Annotated in this window: 11 protein-coding genes; all 11 read left to right on the forward strand. The window is 68.7% G+C overall.

The genetic code is table 11. The features are described from left to right. Positions 1–142 precede the first annotated feature (142 nt). The 11 genes from KF887_07130 to KF887_07180 all read left to right on the forward strand — a co-directional run bounded on the left by KF887_07130 (position 143) and on the right by KF887_07180 (position 14,940). Complete coding sequence (locus KF887_07130) at positions 143–565, forward strand: DUF1799 domain-containing protein (protein ID QYK42868.1); 423 nt, start codon at positions 143–145, stop codon at positions 563–565. Then, positions 562–2,733, forward strand: a complete 2,172-nt coding sequence (locus tag KF887_07135; protein ID QYK42869.1) for a hypothetical protein — start codon at positions 562–564, stop codon at positions 2,731–2,733. Before KF887_07130 ends, KF887_07135 begins: the two co-directional genes overlap by 4 nt. After that, positions 2,733–3,410: a hypothetical protein gene (locus KF887_07140; GenBank protein QYK42870.1), complete on the forward strand. Its 678-nt coding sequence runs from the start codon at positions 2,733–2,735 to the stop codon at positions 3,408–3,410. Before KF887_07135 ends, KF887_07140 begins: the two co-directional genes overlap by 1 nt. Then, positions 3,410–4,099, forward strand: a complete 690-nt coding sequence (locus KF887_07145; GenBank protein QYK42871.1) for a hypothetical protein — start codon at positions 3,410–3,412, stop codon at positions 4,097–4,099. The genes KF887_07140 and KF887_07145 overlap by 1 nt, the downstream gene beginning before the upstream one ends. After that, on the forward strand, positions 4,096–4,509 hold the full coding sequence (locus KF887_07150; GenBank protein QYK42872.1) for a hypothetical protein: 414 nt from the start codon (positions 4,096–4,098) through the stop codon (positions 4,507–4,509). The genes KF887_07145 and KF887_07150 overlap by 4 nt, the downstream gene beginning before the upstream one ends. Further along, positions 4,494–7,223, forward strand: a complete 2,730-nt coding sequence (locus tag KF887_07155; protein ID QYK42873.1) for a hypothetical protein — start codon at positions 4,494–4,496, stop codon at positions 7,221–7,223. Before KF887_07150 ends, KF887_07155 begins: the two co-directional genes overlap by 16 nt. Continuing rightward, positions 7,220–9,523 carry a hypothetical protein gene (locus KF887_07160; GenBank protein QYK42874.1) on the forward strand — a complete coding sequence of 768 codons (2,304 nt, stop codon included), beginning with the start codon at positions 7,220–7,222 and terminating at the stop codon, positions 9,521–9,523. Before KF887_07155 ends, KF887_07160 begins: the two co-directional genes overlap by 4 nt. A gap of 1 nt (position 9,524) precedes the next feature. Then, entirely contained in the window at positions 9,525–10,343 is an 819-nt protein-coding gene (locus KF887_07165) for a hypothetical protein (protein QYK42875.1), read from the forward strand. 139 nt (positions 10,344–10,482) lie between these two features. Continuing rightward, on the forward strand, positions 10,483–11,304 hold the full coding sequence (locus tag KF887_07170) for a DNA adenine methylase (GenBank protein ID QYK42876.1): 822 nt from the start codon (positions 10,483–10,485) through the stop codon (positions 11,302–11,304). Between the two features lie 1,094 nt (positions 11,305–12,398). After that, positions 12,399–13,334: a hypothetical protein gene (locus KF887_07175; GenBank protein QYK42877.1), complete on the forward strand. Its 936-nt coding sequence runs from the start codon at positions 12,399–12,401 to the stop codon at positions 13,332–13,334. A gap of 1,102 nt (positions 13,335–14,436) precedes the next feature. Beyond that, a complete protein-coding gene (locus KF887_07180) occupies positions 14,437–14,940 on the forward strand; it encodes a YbjN domain-containing protein (protein QYK42878.1) in 504 nt (167 codons plus the stop codon). Positions 14,941–14,945 lie beyond the last annotated feature (5 nt).

Consider the following 14,945-nt stretch of genomic DNA (forward strand, 5'->3'; position numbering starts at 1 on the left):
GCACCCGCTTCCGCGTGCTGGCGCAGGACGAGATGGCGGCGCTGGACGAGGCGGGCGGCGCTGCCGCGATCCTCGACCGCGCGGTGGTGGCATTCCTCGATCTGGTCGATGGCGATGGCGCCGTGCTCGACGGCGCGGGCGAGTGGCGCGTCCGCCTGCTGGCCTATCCGCATGTGCGGATGGCGCTGCTGCGGGGCTACCAGGAGGCCATGGTGAGGCACGCCCTGGGAAACTCCGCGACTTCGGCCGCCGCTGGGCGCGTGGCGCATTAGGCGGCGGGGGCGCGCGGGACGAGGCAGATGACGATGCCCGCCGCTTCGGCCTCGAGCCGCCGCCCCGGCCGCCGGCCTTCGGGCTCTGGCCCCGGCATGCGGCCCCGGCCCGCGCCTTTCTGGCGGTCTGCACGCAGTGGCGCCTGGCGCCGGGCGGGGTGGTGATCGGGCTCGACTACGCGGCCGCGCTGGCCGCGCTGGCGGCCGAGGGGATCGAGGTGACGCCGGAGGTCTGGCGCGACCTGCGCGCCATCGAGGCCGGCGCGATCAAGGGATTCGGAGAGGCGAAGTGAGCCAGTTCAAGGTATCCGGGCTGATCACGATGGACGCCGCCCAGGCGCAGGCGGCGCTGAAGGCCACCAAGGCCGGGCTGGCGGAAGTTGGCGCCACCGGCGCATCGGCTGGCAGGCAGGCGGCGGCGGGGGCCGACCAGGCCACGGTGGCGGTGCAGCGACAGACGGTGGCCACCGGCGGGCTGTCGCGGGCCCAGCGGACGCTGACCCAGCAGCTGCTGGCCACCGCCGGGGCCAGCCGGGCGCTGCGCGCGATCGGCCCGGCGCTGCTGTCGACGCTGTCGCCGGTCAACATGCTGACCTTCGCGGCGGCCGCCCTGGGGGCGACGCTGGCAGACAGTCTGTTCGGCGGGGGCAAGGCCGCCAGGGGTCTGACCGAGGAGTTGAAGGAGGCAGAGGGCGCCATCGACCGGATGGGCGAGGCGGCCGCGCGCGGCTTCGGTGACCTGCGCAAGCAGTTCGGGTCGATCACGCCCGAGTTGCGGCTGTTCAACGAGGAGGTGCGGCGCACCACCCAGCGGATGGCCGAGCTGGAAGCGCAGCAGGCGGCACGGGCCATCAGCGCGCTGGTCAAGGCGCCGTTCGGCCGCGCCCGCGAGGCGCCGCTGGCCGAGATGCTGGGCGGCTATGTCACGGAGCCGGGCGGGGGCACGGGCATCGTGCCCGAGATCGCGCGGATCGACGCGATGCTGACGGCGCTCGGCAATTCGAAGGGCATCGGCACGCAGCTGGAACTTGTCCAGTCGCTGCGGCGCGAGGTCCTGCTGGCCGCGGGCGGTCAGGGCCAGATGACACTGGAGGCGGCCGCGTTCTTCGACCAGTTGAACCAGGTCGAGGAGATGCTCCGGCGCATCCAGGCGGCGCAGCTGGGCGTCGGGTCGGCGCAGGAACTCGCCAATGCCGAATTGCGCGACAAGCTCGCGCTCCTTCAGGCCGAGAACGGGATCGCTGCGGCGACCCTCGCCTTCGGGCGCGACAGCGCCCAGGTCGCGGCCCTGCGCGCGGCCGAGGAACGCCGCGTGTTCGAGGCGATGCTGGCGGGCAGCGACGCGAGCGAGGCGCTGAAGGACGAGATGCGCGCGGCACTGGCCGAGGGGCAGCGACTGGCGGAACTTAACCTGGCCGCAGGTATCCGAGCCGCTGCGGGTGCGGCCGCAGCCCTTGCAGAAAAGCTTGGCATTTCTCTGGACACCGCAATCAAGCTGGCCGCGCTCGGCCCGCAAGGTGTTGTCAGGGCGAATCCTGATCCATCAGGCCAAGTCTACTCGGGACGCGGATCGGTCGTCCCCACGCGCGTAGACGCCTTCATTGCCTCGACCGGCGGTATCACGCCCGAGATCGCAGCGAGATTGCGCAATCTGGGACGCACGGCAGGCGGCGGCGGCGGCGGCGCGGCGGCGGCCGAGGCGGATGCGGTGGCCGAGCTGATCGCGCGGCTGCGCGGCGAGGTCGAGATCGCCCGCGAGGCCAATCCGGTCAAGGCCGAGATGCTGCGCCTGCGCGAGGACCTGGCGGGCGCCTCGGCCGCCGAGCGGGCCGAGGTCGAGGGGCTGATCACGCTGCGCGAGCGCGAGCGCGCGGCGATGGAGGCGCTGAACTACGTCGCCGACCAGACCGGAACGGCGCTGATCGACGCGCTGATGGGTGGCAAGGACGCGGGCGAGCAGCTGATCCGCACGCTCGCCCGGGCCGTCGCGCAGGCGGCGCTGCTGGGCACCGGGCCGCTGGCGGGCCTCTTCGGCGGCGTCGGCATCCTCGGCATCCTCGGTGGCGGCGGCATCCAGCGGCGCGCGGGCGGCGGCTGGATCACCGGGCCCGGCGGGCCGACCGGCGACCGCATTCCGGCCCTGCTGTCCGACGGCGAGTTCGTCGTGCGGGCCGCCGCCGCCGCCCGCAACCGCGACCTCCTGGAACAGATCAACGCCGGATCGCCGCCGCGCTTTGCCAGGGGCGGCTGGGCCGGATCGGCACCGGAGGGGACCGCGCCGGGCGGCGGCCAGATCGGCACGCTGCGTGTCGACCTTGCCCCCGGCCTGCGGGCGGAGATGCGCCAGATCGCCCGCGACGTGGCGATCGACGTGGTGCAGGAGGGGCTCGGCGCCTATGACACCGAGCGCCTGCCCGACCGCATTGCCGAGATCGACGGCGACCGGCGGAGGCGCGGCTGATGGCCCTGACCTTTCCCCTGCCGCTGGCCGACTTCCTCGACCTGCTGCCGGTCGCCGGTGTCTCCTTCGACCTGGGCGAGGCGATGCAGTCCGACGAGACGGGCGGCGGCGAACTGCTGGTCGCCGAGCTGGGTGCCCGCCTCTGGGAGGGCCGCGTGGTGCTGGGCGCCATGGACTATCGCGAGGCGCAGGACGCGGCCGCGCTGATCGACCTGATACGCGCCCCGGGCCGCTCCTTCCTCCTGGCCGACCTGCGGCGGCGCGGCCCCGCCTCGGACCCTGCGGGGACCGTGCTGTCCGCCTTCAACCCGTTCGGGCCCACGCGGCTCGCGAACACGCAGTCCGGCGGGCGCGAGATCGTGCTGACCGGACTGCCCGCTTCCTTTGTCCTGTCGCGCGGCGACCGGCTGGCCTTCGACTACGGCAGCCCGGCACGCTGCGCCTGGCACCGCATCGTCACGGGCAACACGGCGGACAGCTTCGGGGATTCGACCGGCTGGATGGAGGTCGTGCCGCCGATCCGGCCGGGCGTGACCGGCACGCCCACGGTCACCCTGCTGCGCCCTGCGCTGCGCGCGGTCTATCGCCCGGGCAGCTGGCAGCCTGGCGAGACCCGCGACCGGCTGGTCACCGGCGCATCCTTCGGCTGGGTGCAGCAGCTGGCGGGGCTTGCCTGATGCGTGAACACGATCCCGCCCTCGCCGCCCTGATCGCCGCGCGCCGCGGCCTGGTGGTGCGCCTGCTGTTCTGGATCGTGGCGCGCGACCGGGTGACCGGCGACCCCGAGCCCTTCGGCTTCTGCTCGGACGTCGAGCCGATGACCCTGACGATCGGCGATGACGAGCGGGTCTATCACGCGGCGGGCGGGCTCCTGCGGTCCGATCCCGTGATCGCCGAGACCGGGCTCGTGGTCAGGATGCAGACCATCCGGCTGTCGGGCGTGCATCCCCGAATCGACGAGGCGATGCGGGCCTATGACGCGCGCCTGGCGCCGGTCGAGCTGCACCGCCTGGTCCTCGATCCCGAGACGGGCGAGGCGGCGGGACCGCCCGTGCTCCTGTTCCGGGGCGTGGTCGACAAGGCACCGATCCGCACGCCCGAGAAGGGCGGCACCACCACGATCAGCCTGACGCTTGCCCCATCCGCCCGCGACCTGACGCGCCCGCTGACGCTCAAGAAGTCTGATGCAAGCCAGCAACTGCGGGGCGGCGACCGGTTCCGGCGCTACGCCGATGTGAGCAAGGTGGTCGATGTCTGGTGGGGGGCCGCGCGCTACACGGCGCCCGTCGCCCCGCCCGTCACCTCGACCGAGAAGGGTTCGGCCACCGCTCCGGGCGGCGACCGGCCGGACGGGAGCAACCGATGATCGCGCGCCGCCTTCCCGACTGGCGCAGCCGCCTCGGCACCTATGTCGCCGGGGCCGCCGCGACCCGGTACCGGCCCGGCCGCCACGACTGCGCACTCTTTGCCGCCGGAGCGGTGGCCGCGATGACCGGCAGCGATCCGGCCGCCCCCTGGCGCGGCAGATACACCACGTTGCGCGGCGGGTTCAGGGTGCTGCGCCGCGCCGGATACCGCGATCACCTGGCGCTGGTGACCGCGACACTGGCGCCCTGCCCGCCGTCCTTCGCCCGGGCGGGAGACCTGGCAGCGGTGCCGGGCGAGGCGGGCCTGGCGCTGGGCGTGGTGCAGGGCGAGCGGATCTACGTGCTGCGCGAGACCGGCCTGGCCACGGTGGACCTGCTGCAGGCCGTGGCGGCATGGCGGGTGCCGTGATGGCCTGGCGCGCGCTCCTGATCCTGCTGGCGCTGGCCGGTCCCGCCCATGCGGGGCCGGTGGCGGCGCTGGTGGGCCTGCTGACCGGCGCGGCGGGGTTTACCGGCGCGATCACGCTGGGCGCGTTCTGGACCTCCGTCGGCGGGCGGCTCCTGGTCACGGTGGTCCTGACCGCGCTGAGCCGGGCGCGGGTGCCCCGGGCCCGCGATCCCGGGCTGCAGACGCGGGTTACCCAGGCGGGCGGCACCAACCCCGCCACGGTGATCCTTGGGCGCTATGCCACGGGCGGAACCGCCGTCTGCCCGCCGATGTCGCACGGACCCTCGAACCGCGACCTGACCTATGTGATCGACCTGGCGGACATGCCGATCCATGGCCTGTCGCGGCTGGCGATCGACGGAGAATGGGTCGAGCTGGATGAGACGCCCGATGGCGACGGCTTCCTGCCGGTCCTCGGGCGATTCGCGGGCAAGGCCCGGATCAAGGTCCATGACGGCACGCAGACGGCGGCCGACCCCTGGCTGCTCGCGACCTATGCCGACTATCCCGAGCGGCCCTGGTCGGAGGACATGGTGGGCACGGGTGTCGCCTATGCGATCCTCGTGTTCCGTTACGACCGCGAGGTCTACCAGAACCTGCCGAAGGTGCTGTTCGAGATCGACGGATCGCCGCTCTACGATCCCCGGGAGGACAGCACCGTCGGCGGCAGCGGCGATCATCGCCGGGACGATCCCGACAGCTGGGCGTTCACGCTGAACCCGGTCGTCATGGCCTACAACATCCGGACGGGCCTGGCGCTGCCCGACGGGTCGGTCTGGGGCGGCGGCGATCCGGTCGAGCTGCCGCTGTCGAACTGGATGGCGGCGATGAACGCCTGCGACGAGCCGGTCGACATCGGCGACGAGGCGACCGAGCCGCAGTACCGCGCGGGCTTCGAGGTGCGGCTGGACGACGAGCCTGCCGCGGTCATCGAGGAGCTGATGAAGGCCTGCGCCGGGGCGGTGTCGGAGGCGGGCGGACGCTGCCGGGTGCGGGTGGGGCCGCCGGGCCTGCCCGCGATGGTGATCACCGATGCCGATGTCCTGGTCAGCCGTCCGCAGGACTACGACCCGTTCCCGGGACTTCAGACGACCTTCAACGGGGTCACGGCCGCGCATCCCTCGCCCGACGCGCTCTGGGAGGCGACCGATGCCCCGCCGCTACACGATGCGGCCTTCGAGGCCGCGGACGGCGGCCGCCGCCTGCCCGCAGACCTGTCCCTGCCTGCCGTGCCCTACGGTCTGCAGGTGCAGCGGCTGATGCGTGCGGCGCTGTCCGACCACCGGCGGATGCTGCGCCACGGGCTGAGCCTGCCGCCTGCCGCCGCCGCGCTGGAACCGCTCGACACGCTGGCCTGGACCAGCGCGCGCAACGGCTATGATGGCAAGCTCTTCGACATCGGCCAGGTGGCCGACGAGGCGCTGAGCCTGGTGCAGGCCGTCGCACTGCGCGAGGTCGATCCCGACGACTGGCTCTGGGACCCCGAGACCGCCGTGATCGTCGCGCCGGTCTCGGGCGCGGTGGTGCCCCCGGTTGCCGCGACCGTCGACGGCTTCGCGGCGACCGCCATCACGTTGGGCGACGGCGATACCGACCGCCGGGCCGCGATCCGGCTGGACTGGGACGCGGGCTCGGCGGCGGGCGCCACGGCGCTGTCCTGGGAGCTGCGGCTCGAGGGTGGCGCCACTGTCCTTCAGGGCACCACGGCGGCGGTGCTGACCGGCGCGCTGGTGCTGGCCGACGGGGTGCTGCCCGCCACCGACTACGAGGTGCGGGCGCGCTGGCTGGACGACCGGCCGCCCGCATGGACCGACTGGGAGCCGGTGACGACCGATGCCGTGGGCCTGTCGGGCGAGGACGTGGCCGAGGGCGCGGTGACGCGCCGGGCCTTCCTGTCGCGGACCGCGGTGATGACGATCTCGCCGGTGGGCGCCGATATGCTGCCCGGCTTGGGGTCGGCCACGGGCTACACGCTCGGCACCAATATCGCGATCACCGGCGGCGAGATCGTGGTGACTGCCTCGGGCGCCAACCGGCAGCTGACCTATCCGCTGACCCTGACGCCGGGGGAATCCTACCGTCACCGGTTCACCGTGGCGACGCGGTCGGGCGGCGCGGTGGCGCCCCAGCTGCGCGGTGGCACGCTGGTCCCAGGCACCAGCCGTACCAGCGTCGGCACCTTTGACGAGACGCTGGTGGCGGTGACCGGCAACACCGAGGGCGCACTGCAGTTCAACTCCGCCGCTGCGATGACCCTCTCCGCCTGGTCGATCCGCCCGGTCACGGTCGGCGCGGGGTCGGCCGTCACGGTGTCGGGCACCACCGAATACGATCCGGCCGCCTACCTGGGCGATCCCGCCGCGCCCCGCAATCCGGTCGTCGCCAAGCTCGGCGCCACGATCCGGCCGGTCGGCCCCGAGGCGGGCAGCATCGTGCTGATGCTGCAGCGCGACGCGGGCAGCGGATGGTCCGACGTGCAGTCCTTCGCCTTTGCCTTCCCGGCCGCCGCAGCGCCGATCTACGCGCTGCGGCAGGTGATCTTCTCGGCCGACCACGGCCACACCGCCATCCCCACCGGCGCCGCCGACTACCGCCTGGTGGGCTATGTCACCTCGGGCTCGCCCGCCGTCGAGATCGAGGATGTCGCCATGATCCTGGAGCAGCTGAGCCGATGATCGAGACAGACCTTCCTACGCGCGACATCCTGATCCGCCTGTCCGACGCGGGCGGCCTGCTGAGGCCGGGCATGGAGCTGGTGTTCACGCTCAGCGAACCCGACCAGGACGGCAGCCGCGTGGTGACCACCACCCCGACCCGGGTGCGGCTGACGGCAGACGGCGCGACCGTGCCCCTCTGGCCGCCGGTCAGGGGCCTGCGCGGCGCGCACTACAGGGTGCAGGTGGTCGACGGGCTGCGGCCGACGCTGATTGGCCGGGTCCAGCCGCGCGACGAGGACGGCCAGACGCTGGGCGGTCTCCTGGCCGAGGCGATCCCCGAGCCGCCGGGCTACTACCGCGTCCTGACGACGGAGGAGGCGGGCGCGGCGCTGGCGCAGGCGGCCGGGCAGGCGGCGCTGGCCGGGCAGGCGGCAGGGCAGGCCGACGGCGCGGCGGTCCGCGCCGAGGAGGCCCGCGACGCCACCACCGCCGTGGCGCTGTTCCGGGGTGTATATGACGACGTCGAGACCGCGCTCGGCCCCGGCGGTGTTGCCGAGGGAGAGAGCTTCGGGATCGTCGTCGAGGGGATCGGCACCGAACTCTACCGCCACGATCCCGGGCCTGTTGCAACCTATCTGATGACCGTGCCTTCGGATGGCCGCATCAACGGGCTGGAGGCGGAGGTCACACCCCGCCTGAATGCGCCGGGGGTCGCCGAGGATCTGGAGATCGACCCGGTCTATCGCGTCGTCGAGCAGAGCGCGGACGGCCGACTGCTCTATGCGCAGCGCTGGGACGGGCGGCTTGACGGGGGCGGGATCGGCTTTGCCAGCGGCTTCGCGGTGGGCGACATCAGGGCCGAGCTGGTCGACGACCCGCGCTTCCTCGAACTCTGGCTCTCGGCCGAGGGCTATCCGATGGGTGGCATCACGCGACGTGGCCAGCTGGTCAGCTGGTCCGGCAGCGCCGATGGCAACGATGCGCTGAACGCGCCCGACTGGACCGCGGCAGGCGACGAGGTGATCCCGGTCTGCCGCACGGGCCAGTCGCTGGATCTCGGCACCAAGTCGAGCCTGCCTGCCCCGCTCTTCGCCGCGATGCAGGAGCCTGTCCTGCCCGGCCGCGCCTTCACCTTCGGCCGGTCCGGCCCCCGGTTCATGGCCTCGCACGATTCGGGGCGCGCTGCGCCGGTGTCCGAGGTCACGCTCCGCCGCCTCGAGAACCACCGCGAAAGCGCCAGATCGAACCGCGCCACCAGCGCCTGGACCTTCCTGAAGCAGGTCGGCCCGGCGCTGCCGGGCGCCCGCTTCGTGACCTTCACCTGCGGCGTCGGCGGCTCGAAGATCGAGGTCGTCAACACCGGCCCGTCCGGCCTGTCGCGTCGCCGGGCCCTGGCCGCGATGCGCCGCTTCGCCGACACCAGGCTGGTGCCCTTCGCGCGTCGCGCCGTGCTGATGTTCGACCACGGCAACGCGAACAAGGACGATGGCTTCGAGTATCACAAGGGCCTGATCCGGCGCATCGTCGCCCTGCATGCCGCCGACATCGCCGCCGCCGGGGGCACGCCCGACAGCCCCGAGCCGGGCGAGGGCCTGTTCACCGTTCTGACGGCCAGCGCGGGCGTCTATTCCCCGGGTACCCGCGCCTCGGAGGTGCCGCTCGCGCAGCTGGCCGTCTCGCTCGAGGATCCGCGCGTCGCGGTCTGGGGCCCGGAATACGTCTGCCACATGGCGATCGGCGCGCTCGCCGAGGCGGGCGAGGACGATCCGGTCCACCGCTCTGCGTTGGGCCAGATGCAGGTCGGCGCCTATCAGGCGCGCGCCTGGCTTGCACTCCTGGCCGGGGCCAAGCGGATGCCGCTCTACTGTCCCGGTCCCGCGGTGCTGGCGCCCGACGGGCTGTCGGTCAGCTGGACCTACCTCAATCCCGAGGCCGGGCCGCTCGAGATCGACACGACGCTGGTCACCGATCCGGCCACCGATGCCACCTACGAGGCCGCCGATCCGCGCCGTCCCTTCGGCATCCTGCTGGCCGATGCGACCGGCAAGCTGCCGCATCCGACGGTCACCGTCTCCGGCGTCAGCGTGTCCGGCAATGAGGTGACCGCCAGCCTGTCGTCGGCGATCGGCGATCCGGCGACCGCCATGGTCAACGTCGCGAACTACTATGACCTGGGCGCCAACGCGGTCCAGGGCAACCGGCATGGCGCGCGGGCCTGCATCCGCAACACATCCGTCGACACGGTCACGATCGGTGACACGACGATCCGGCTGGATGACTACGCCGTGCCGCAGCGCCTCACCCTGACAGGAGCCTGAGATGTCGAACTGCCTCGTCCGGACCTTTCCCTATCCCGCGCCCGCCGGGTGGACCGGCCCGATCTACCAGCCCCCGGCCAGCGTGATCCTCGCGCGCGAGGAACTGGCCTTCTGGGGCGATGGCGGGACTGCCGAACTGGCCGGTGGCGGTGTCGGGGCCTGGCATTCGCGCGGCACGCTCGAGGCCGGGTATCTGCAGGAGACGCCCGCCAACCGCGCGCTGCTCGTGCCGAACGGCGATTCCGCTGTCATCGGCGGGCGGCCCTGGCTCTATTTCGACGGGGCCACGGCCAGCCCCGGCAACACCCGCGACTATCTGCTCCCGAATGACGCGCTGGCAGCGCTCGACCCGGCGCTGCCCTATTCCATGATCGGCGTGATCCGCCCCGACCAGCCCGGCAACCTCAGCTTCGTCTGGGGCAACAACAGCCTCGGCGACAATGCGGTCGGGGTCTACCTGGGCGGCACCAACGCGAGCCTCTCCTATACCCATGGCCGCACGCAGGAGCGGCTGGCGGCCAACGTGACGGCGGGCGCATGGATCGCCTATGCCGTCGGCTGGAACGGCATCCGCCATACCCTGATCGTCGACGGGGCGCGCCAGAACGGCACGCCCGGCACCGCCCCGGTCACCCCGATTCCGCTGCTGATCGGAACCCGGTCCGACGAGACCCCGAACGTCAGCCGGTTCACCGGCGGGATGGCGATGCACATGTTCTTCCGCGGTGTCGACGTGACCGACGATCCGGTCTTCTGGGCCCATCTGCGCGGCTATCTGCAGGCCTACTACGGCTGGGCCGACGACCCGCTCGCCGCCTGACGGTCTCCTCTCCGGAGGAGGCCGGGGGGCGCGCCAACGCCCCCCGACACGGGGTCATCGATCAAGAAACCCCCGCCGACCAGCAAACGCTCATGGCCGCACCACCCTCGCGAGGGCAGCGGAAAAAGAGCAGAACAAAATGAGAAAGTCACTGATTCCCGTCGAGCCCGTCCGCCCCATCGCTGCTTGGGTGGGCGGCAAGAGGAACCTTGCAAAGCGCATCTGCGCCATCATCGACCAGGACAGCCATGCCACCTATGCCGAGCCCTTCGTCGGCATGGGCGGCATCTTCCTTCGCCGCACCCGCCGCCCGGCGGCCGAATTCATCAACGACCGCGGCCGCGACGTCTATACCCTCTTCCGTGTGCTGCAGGAGCACTACGTGGCCTTCCTCGACCTGCTGCGCTTCCAGATCACCACCCAGGCGAACTACGAGCGGCTGGTGGCGGTAGACCCAGATACCCTGACCGACATGCAGCGCGCCGCGCGATTCCTCTACCTCCAGCGCTGCGCCTTCGGCGGCAAGGTCTCAGGCCGGAACTTCGGGTTTTCGGTGGAACGGCCGGGCCGGTTCAACCTGACCACGCTTGAACCCGATCTGGAGGCGCTGCACGGCCGACTGGCCGGGGTCACCGTGATGTGCCTCGACTTCCCCGACTTCATCCGCCGCGTGGATCGACCCTGCACACTCTTCTACCTCGATCCGCCCTATTGGGGCTGCGAGGACTACTATGGGCGCGATCTCTTCGGCCGCGAACGATTCGAGGAGATGGCGGACGTCCTCAGGGCGTTGAAGGGGCGTTTCATCCTGTCCTTGAACGACGTTCAAGGGGTGCGCGACACCTTCGCCGGGTTTGAAATGTGCGAGGTGCGGACACTCTACACGATCGCGTCGAAGGGTCCGGCCGAGCGCGGCGAGCTCCTGATCTCGAACTGGACGCTGCCGGGTCGTGGAGGCTGATGCGCGGCCGAGGGTCGCTTCGGCCCGCCCGATGTCATGTCGCAGGGGATTGACGGGATACCGCGAACCGACCACCGTCAGGAAGAAAGGCCTTGTTCACCGCCATGTCGCAACCGACGATACCCCCCCGCTCGGCCAAACCCGCCGCATCATCGAAGGCGGCGAGGACACGCGGTCTACTGTCGGCGGCGGAGATGGATGAGATCGAGATGCGGCAGTTGGACGAGATGTTCGCGCGGTTGAGGGCACGCAAGGCGCAGGACAAACCCGAGCCGCCGACCGGCGCCTAGAAAAGACCAATCCGAACCCGCCGCCGGACTGGCGATGGCTGCAGCCACGGGGCGAGCGCATGCTGAGGGGGGGAGGTTGGATCAACTTGGCTCCGAACGCACCTTACATAACGTCATGATCGGTACTGGGAGTCGCATGGTATTTGTTGTCACATCGTCTGCTAGGTTATACCCATGTGTTGTTCGCGCAACTGTTGGCAGGTATGCGAGGTTCGCCCGTATCAGTGATGAACGTGGAACTATTCCTTAGGTGTTCTTGGAGTACAAGAATTGCGATTTCCGTGGCGCAATCCGAAGCCGTATCGCTCGAAGCTCAAGAAATCACCTGAACGACGTGAATTTGCGGCGCACTATCGTTCCTACTACTCGATCAAGCTGGCGGGACTGCAGGGTCCGAGACTGCAGTCTGCTAGAGGTTGGAACACTCACGTCGCAAAGACCGCAAGAAAAATACTGCTGCATTCACTCGATACGAGAGCACCTCTAGGCGGAGTTCGCGAAGATGTGCGTACGAGGCTTCTCACCGGCAGGTACCGCTCCTCGATCTTGCTAGACGGGCTAGTTCCCGATCGATCCGACAGTTGGATGTCGGTTAGCAAACGGCTCAAGAGTCGCGTTGCGATAGAGATTTCTGTCGAGAATTTTTCCTTCTTGCGCCACCCCAACGAGACCATCGAGGCGCTTGCTGCCATAGCGAGGGCCGAGACGAAGTGCCTCAGAGGCACGATCAACTTTAAGGATAGGACTTGCCTGGACTTGGGACCATGGCTGGTACTTGCTGTGATGCGGCAGGAAATGCTACCCATGTTCGTGGGTGGCGAGATCGGTGACGAACTGTCTCTGATAATCAAGGCTCTACGCCTGACCGAAGCCCTCAATATGTCGTTGATCCGTCAGCCGCGCTCATCCAAGGATCTTTGGGTCTTCCCGCTGAGAAGTAGGCGACGGGCGGGGTCGTCGACCTCTCCAACTCGCTTCACTGATGCTCAGTCCAATGAGGTCGTTCCTGGCGAGCTTTGTGATGCGCTGAATACCTGGCTAGAAACCGGCTCTCACCTACAGCTTAGCATCGAGGGCCGACGCAAAGTGAGCAAGATCGCAGGAGAAGTACTCGATAACGCGGAGCGGTTCAGTCGACCTGACTTCCCGAACGACGGTGACTGGTCGATCACGGGTTTCATGCGTCGCGACAGTGTGAGCAGCAAGACCCAGTACTGGTGCCAGCTAGCTTTCCTCAGCGTGGGGACATCTATCGCGTCAACAGTAGTGAACTGTGACGCTCCTACCAGGGCTGCCATGGAGGAGTACGTGCGGCTGCACCGGGGCAGCCTGGCGAATCACAAGCATGCTGAAGCGCACTTAAGAACGATCTACGCTCTTCAAGACCTAGTCTCCGGTGACCCAGATGCGATTGCGAACGGACGTGGCGGTACCGGTTTCAGCGACATTATCAACCTCTTTGGTGACCTCGCTGCTATCGCGCCAGGCCTGGAACCCGCAAGACTTGCTATCGTCTCTGGTTGGACGTGCCTACATGTTGGTCCTCGACACTGTGAGCTGTCGAGACCACTGCCTGGCAGACCGTTCAATATTTGGCTGAACGAAACGAACGAAAAACACCGTCCTCCGGATCGCACTTCCGTGATAGAACTTGTAAACGAGTTTCGGGGCACCTTGATCTCGATGGCGTTCCCCTTGGATCACGACTACCTAACGAAGGCTGAAGATGCCCGCAGTTGACCTTGCCCACCTGACACACAGGAAGGTACGCATGCTTACCGGACATCAGCGCGGACTGGCTGGTCGTACATACTACCAACTCGACCGGCTTGAGGCCGGTGAAGAGGTTGTAACTGTTGTGGCTCCTCCGGAGCTCGAAGCAGTTACCCCATCGTTCGTGCAGGGAATGTTCGCAGCCTCTATCAAGACGCTAGGTATGACTGGTGTTGAGCGGAAATATGATCTTTCAAAGCTGTCGCCGTACCTGCGTCGCGACTTCGAAATTGGGCTCGAGCGCCTCCGTCTCCATAACGACCGAAGCTTGTCATCGTAACCGCGTCTAGTGCAACGTGGCATGGTTTCTGGGACATCTAGACACAGTTGTAATGGGCGCGCTCACCTTGATTGGCTTCTGGATGCAGTACCAATCATTCAACAGCGAGCTGGCCAAGCGAGATGGGCGCGATGAGTTTGTTCGAACTGTTGAGGTCCCGCTCGATCACATCTTCGCTCGATTTGACGAATTGCACCTAGATGTCTTTCGGTGGCAACGGCAGCCACACACCGACCTATCGCATGTCGGCGATCGATTATTTTCGCTTCTAAGAGCACTGAACCGAACCATCAATGATCTTGCCGTGCAGCCCTTCGATTGCGACGACGGCTGGGTGTCGTATAGCACTGACGAAATTGAGGCATCATGGGAAGCGCTCTCGAACACAGATGCGGACCCTTCCACCCGCGGGGCACGCGGAGAGGAGTTCTGTCGACAGCTTGATAGGCTTCTAGACAAGCTACGCACCCATCGCGACAGGTGTAGGCCCAGGCTGAAGTAAGCTTGGTGCTTGGTGCCCGTCGAGCTGCAGACCTTCAACGCCCCCTTCAGCGCCCGGTTCTGAAAACCGTTCTGCTGCAGGTTAGGTTGTCAAACTGTGCAGGTTTGGTTGGCGAGCCACAGCCACAATGGTCTTGTCCACAGGATATCGGCAGAGAAAACGCTTTACAGGCTTTCGGTCAACTCTCACTATATCTAGTAAGGGCAGCAACATGTTTGGCTGCACCTTGCCAGACACCCAGCATCCTGTGGGTCTCGGCCTGCGGTTGCTCCATATGAGGCCGGGCCATGTCGCTTTCCGAAGACTACCTGTCGAGCGAGGATCTTCATCCCATCGACATCGTCGAGACGCTTGCCGCCCATCACGACTGGGAGTTCGACCGGGTGACGGACGACCAGATCGCGATGGCGGTCGAGGGGCAGTGGCGGACCTATTCGCTGACGCTGGCCTGGTCGGCGGGGGACGAGACGCTGCGCCTGATCTGCACCTTCGAGATGGAGCCGCCCGAGGGGCGGCTGCCGGTGGTCCATGACGTGCTGAACCGCGTGAACGACATGGTCTGGACCGGCGCCTTCACCTGGTGGGCCGAGCAGAAGCTGATGGTCTGGCGCTATGGCCTGTGCCTGGCGGGCGGGCAGATCGCCACGCCGGAACAGATCGACCGGCTGATCGGCGGCGCGGTGATGGCCGCCGAACGGTTCTATCCGGCGTTCCAGCTTGCCGCCTGGGGCGACGAGGACGCCGCCGGGGCGGTCAAGGTCGCCATTGCCGAGGCCTTCGGACGCGCCTAGGTTCG

It is taken from the genome of Paracoccaceae bacterium, assembly GCA_019454225.1.
GTDB lineage: Bacteria > Pseudomonadota > Alphaproteobacteria > Rhodobacterales > Rhodobacteraceae.

Excerpts from the sequence above, each read along its gene's own strand:
- KF887_07150 (QYK42872.1), top strand. The coding sequence starts at position 4,096 with ATGATCGCGCGCCGCCTTCCCGACTGGCGCAGCCGCCTCGGCACCTAT.
- KF887_07170 (QYK42876.1), top strand. The coding sequence starts at position 10,483 with ATGAGAAAGTCACTGATTCCCGTCGAGCCCGTCCGCCCCATCGCTGCT.
- KF887_07140 (QYK42870.1), top strand. The coding sequence starts at position 2,733 with ATGGCCCTGACCTTTCCCCTGCCGCTGGCCGACTTCCTCGACCTGCTG.
- KF887_07175 (QYK42877.1), top strand. The coding sequence starts at position 12,399 with ATGTTCGTGGGTGGCGAGATCGGTGACGAACTGTCTCTGATAATCAAG.
- KF887_07165 (QYK42875.1), top strand. The coding sequence starts at position 9,525 with ATGTCGAACTGCCTCGTCCGGACCTTTCCCTATCCCGCGCCCGCCGGG.
- KF887_07160 (QYK42874.1), top strand. The coding sequence starts at position 7,220 with ATGATCGAGACAGACCTTCCTACGCGCGACATCCTGATCCGCCTGTCC.
- KF887_07145 (QYK42871.1), top strand. The coding sequence starts at position 3,410 with ATGCGTGAACACGATCCCGCCCTCGCCGCCCTGATCGCCGCGCGCCGC.
- KF887_07155 (QYK42873.1), top strand. The coding sequence starts at position 4,494 with ATGGCGGGTGCCGTGATGGCCTGGCGCGCGCTCCTGATCCTGCTGGCG.
- KF887_07180 (QYK42878.1), top strand. The coding sequence starts at position 14,437 with ATGTCGCTTTCCGAAGACTACCTGTCGAGCGAGGATCTTCATCCCATC.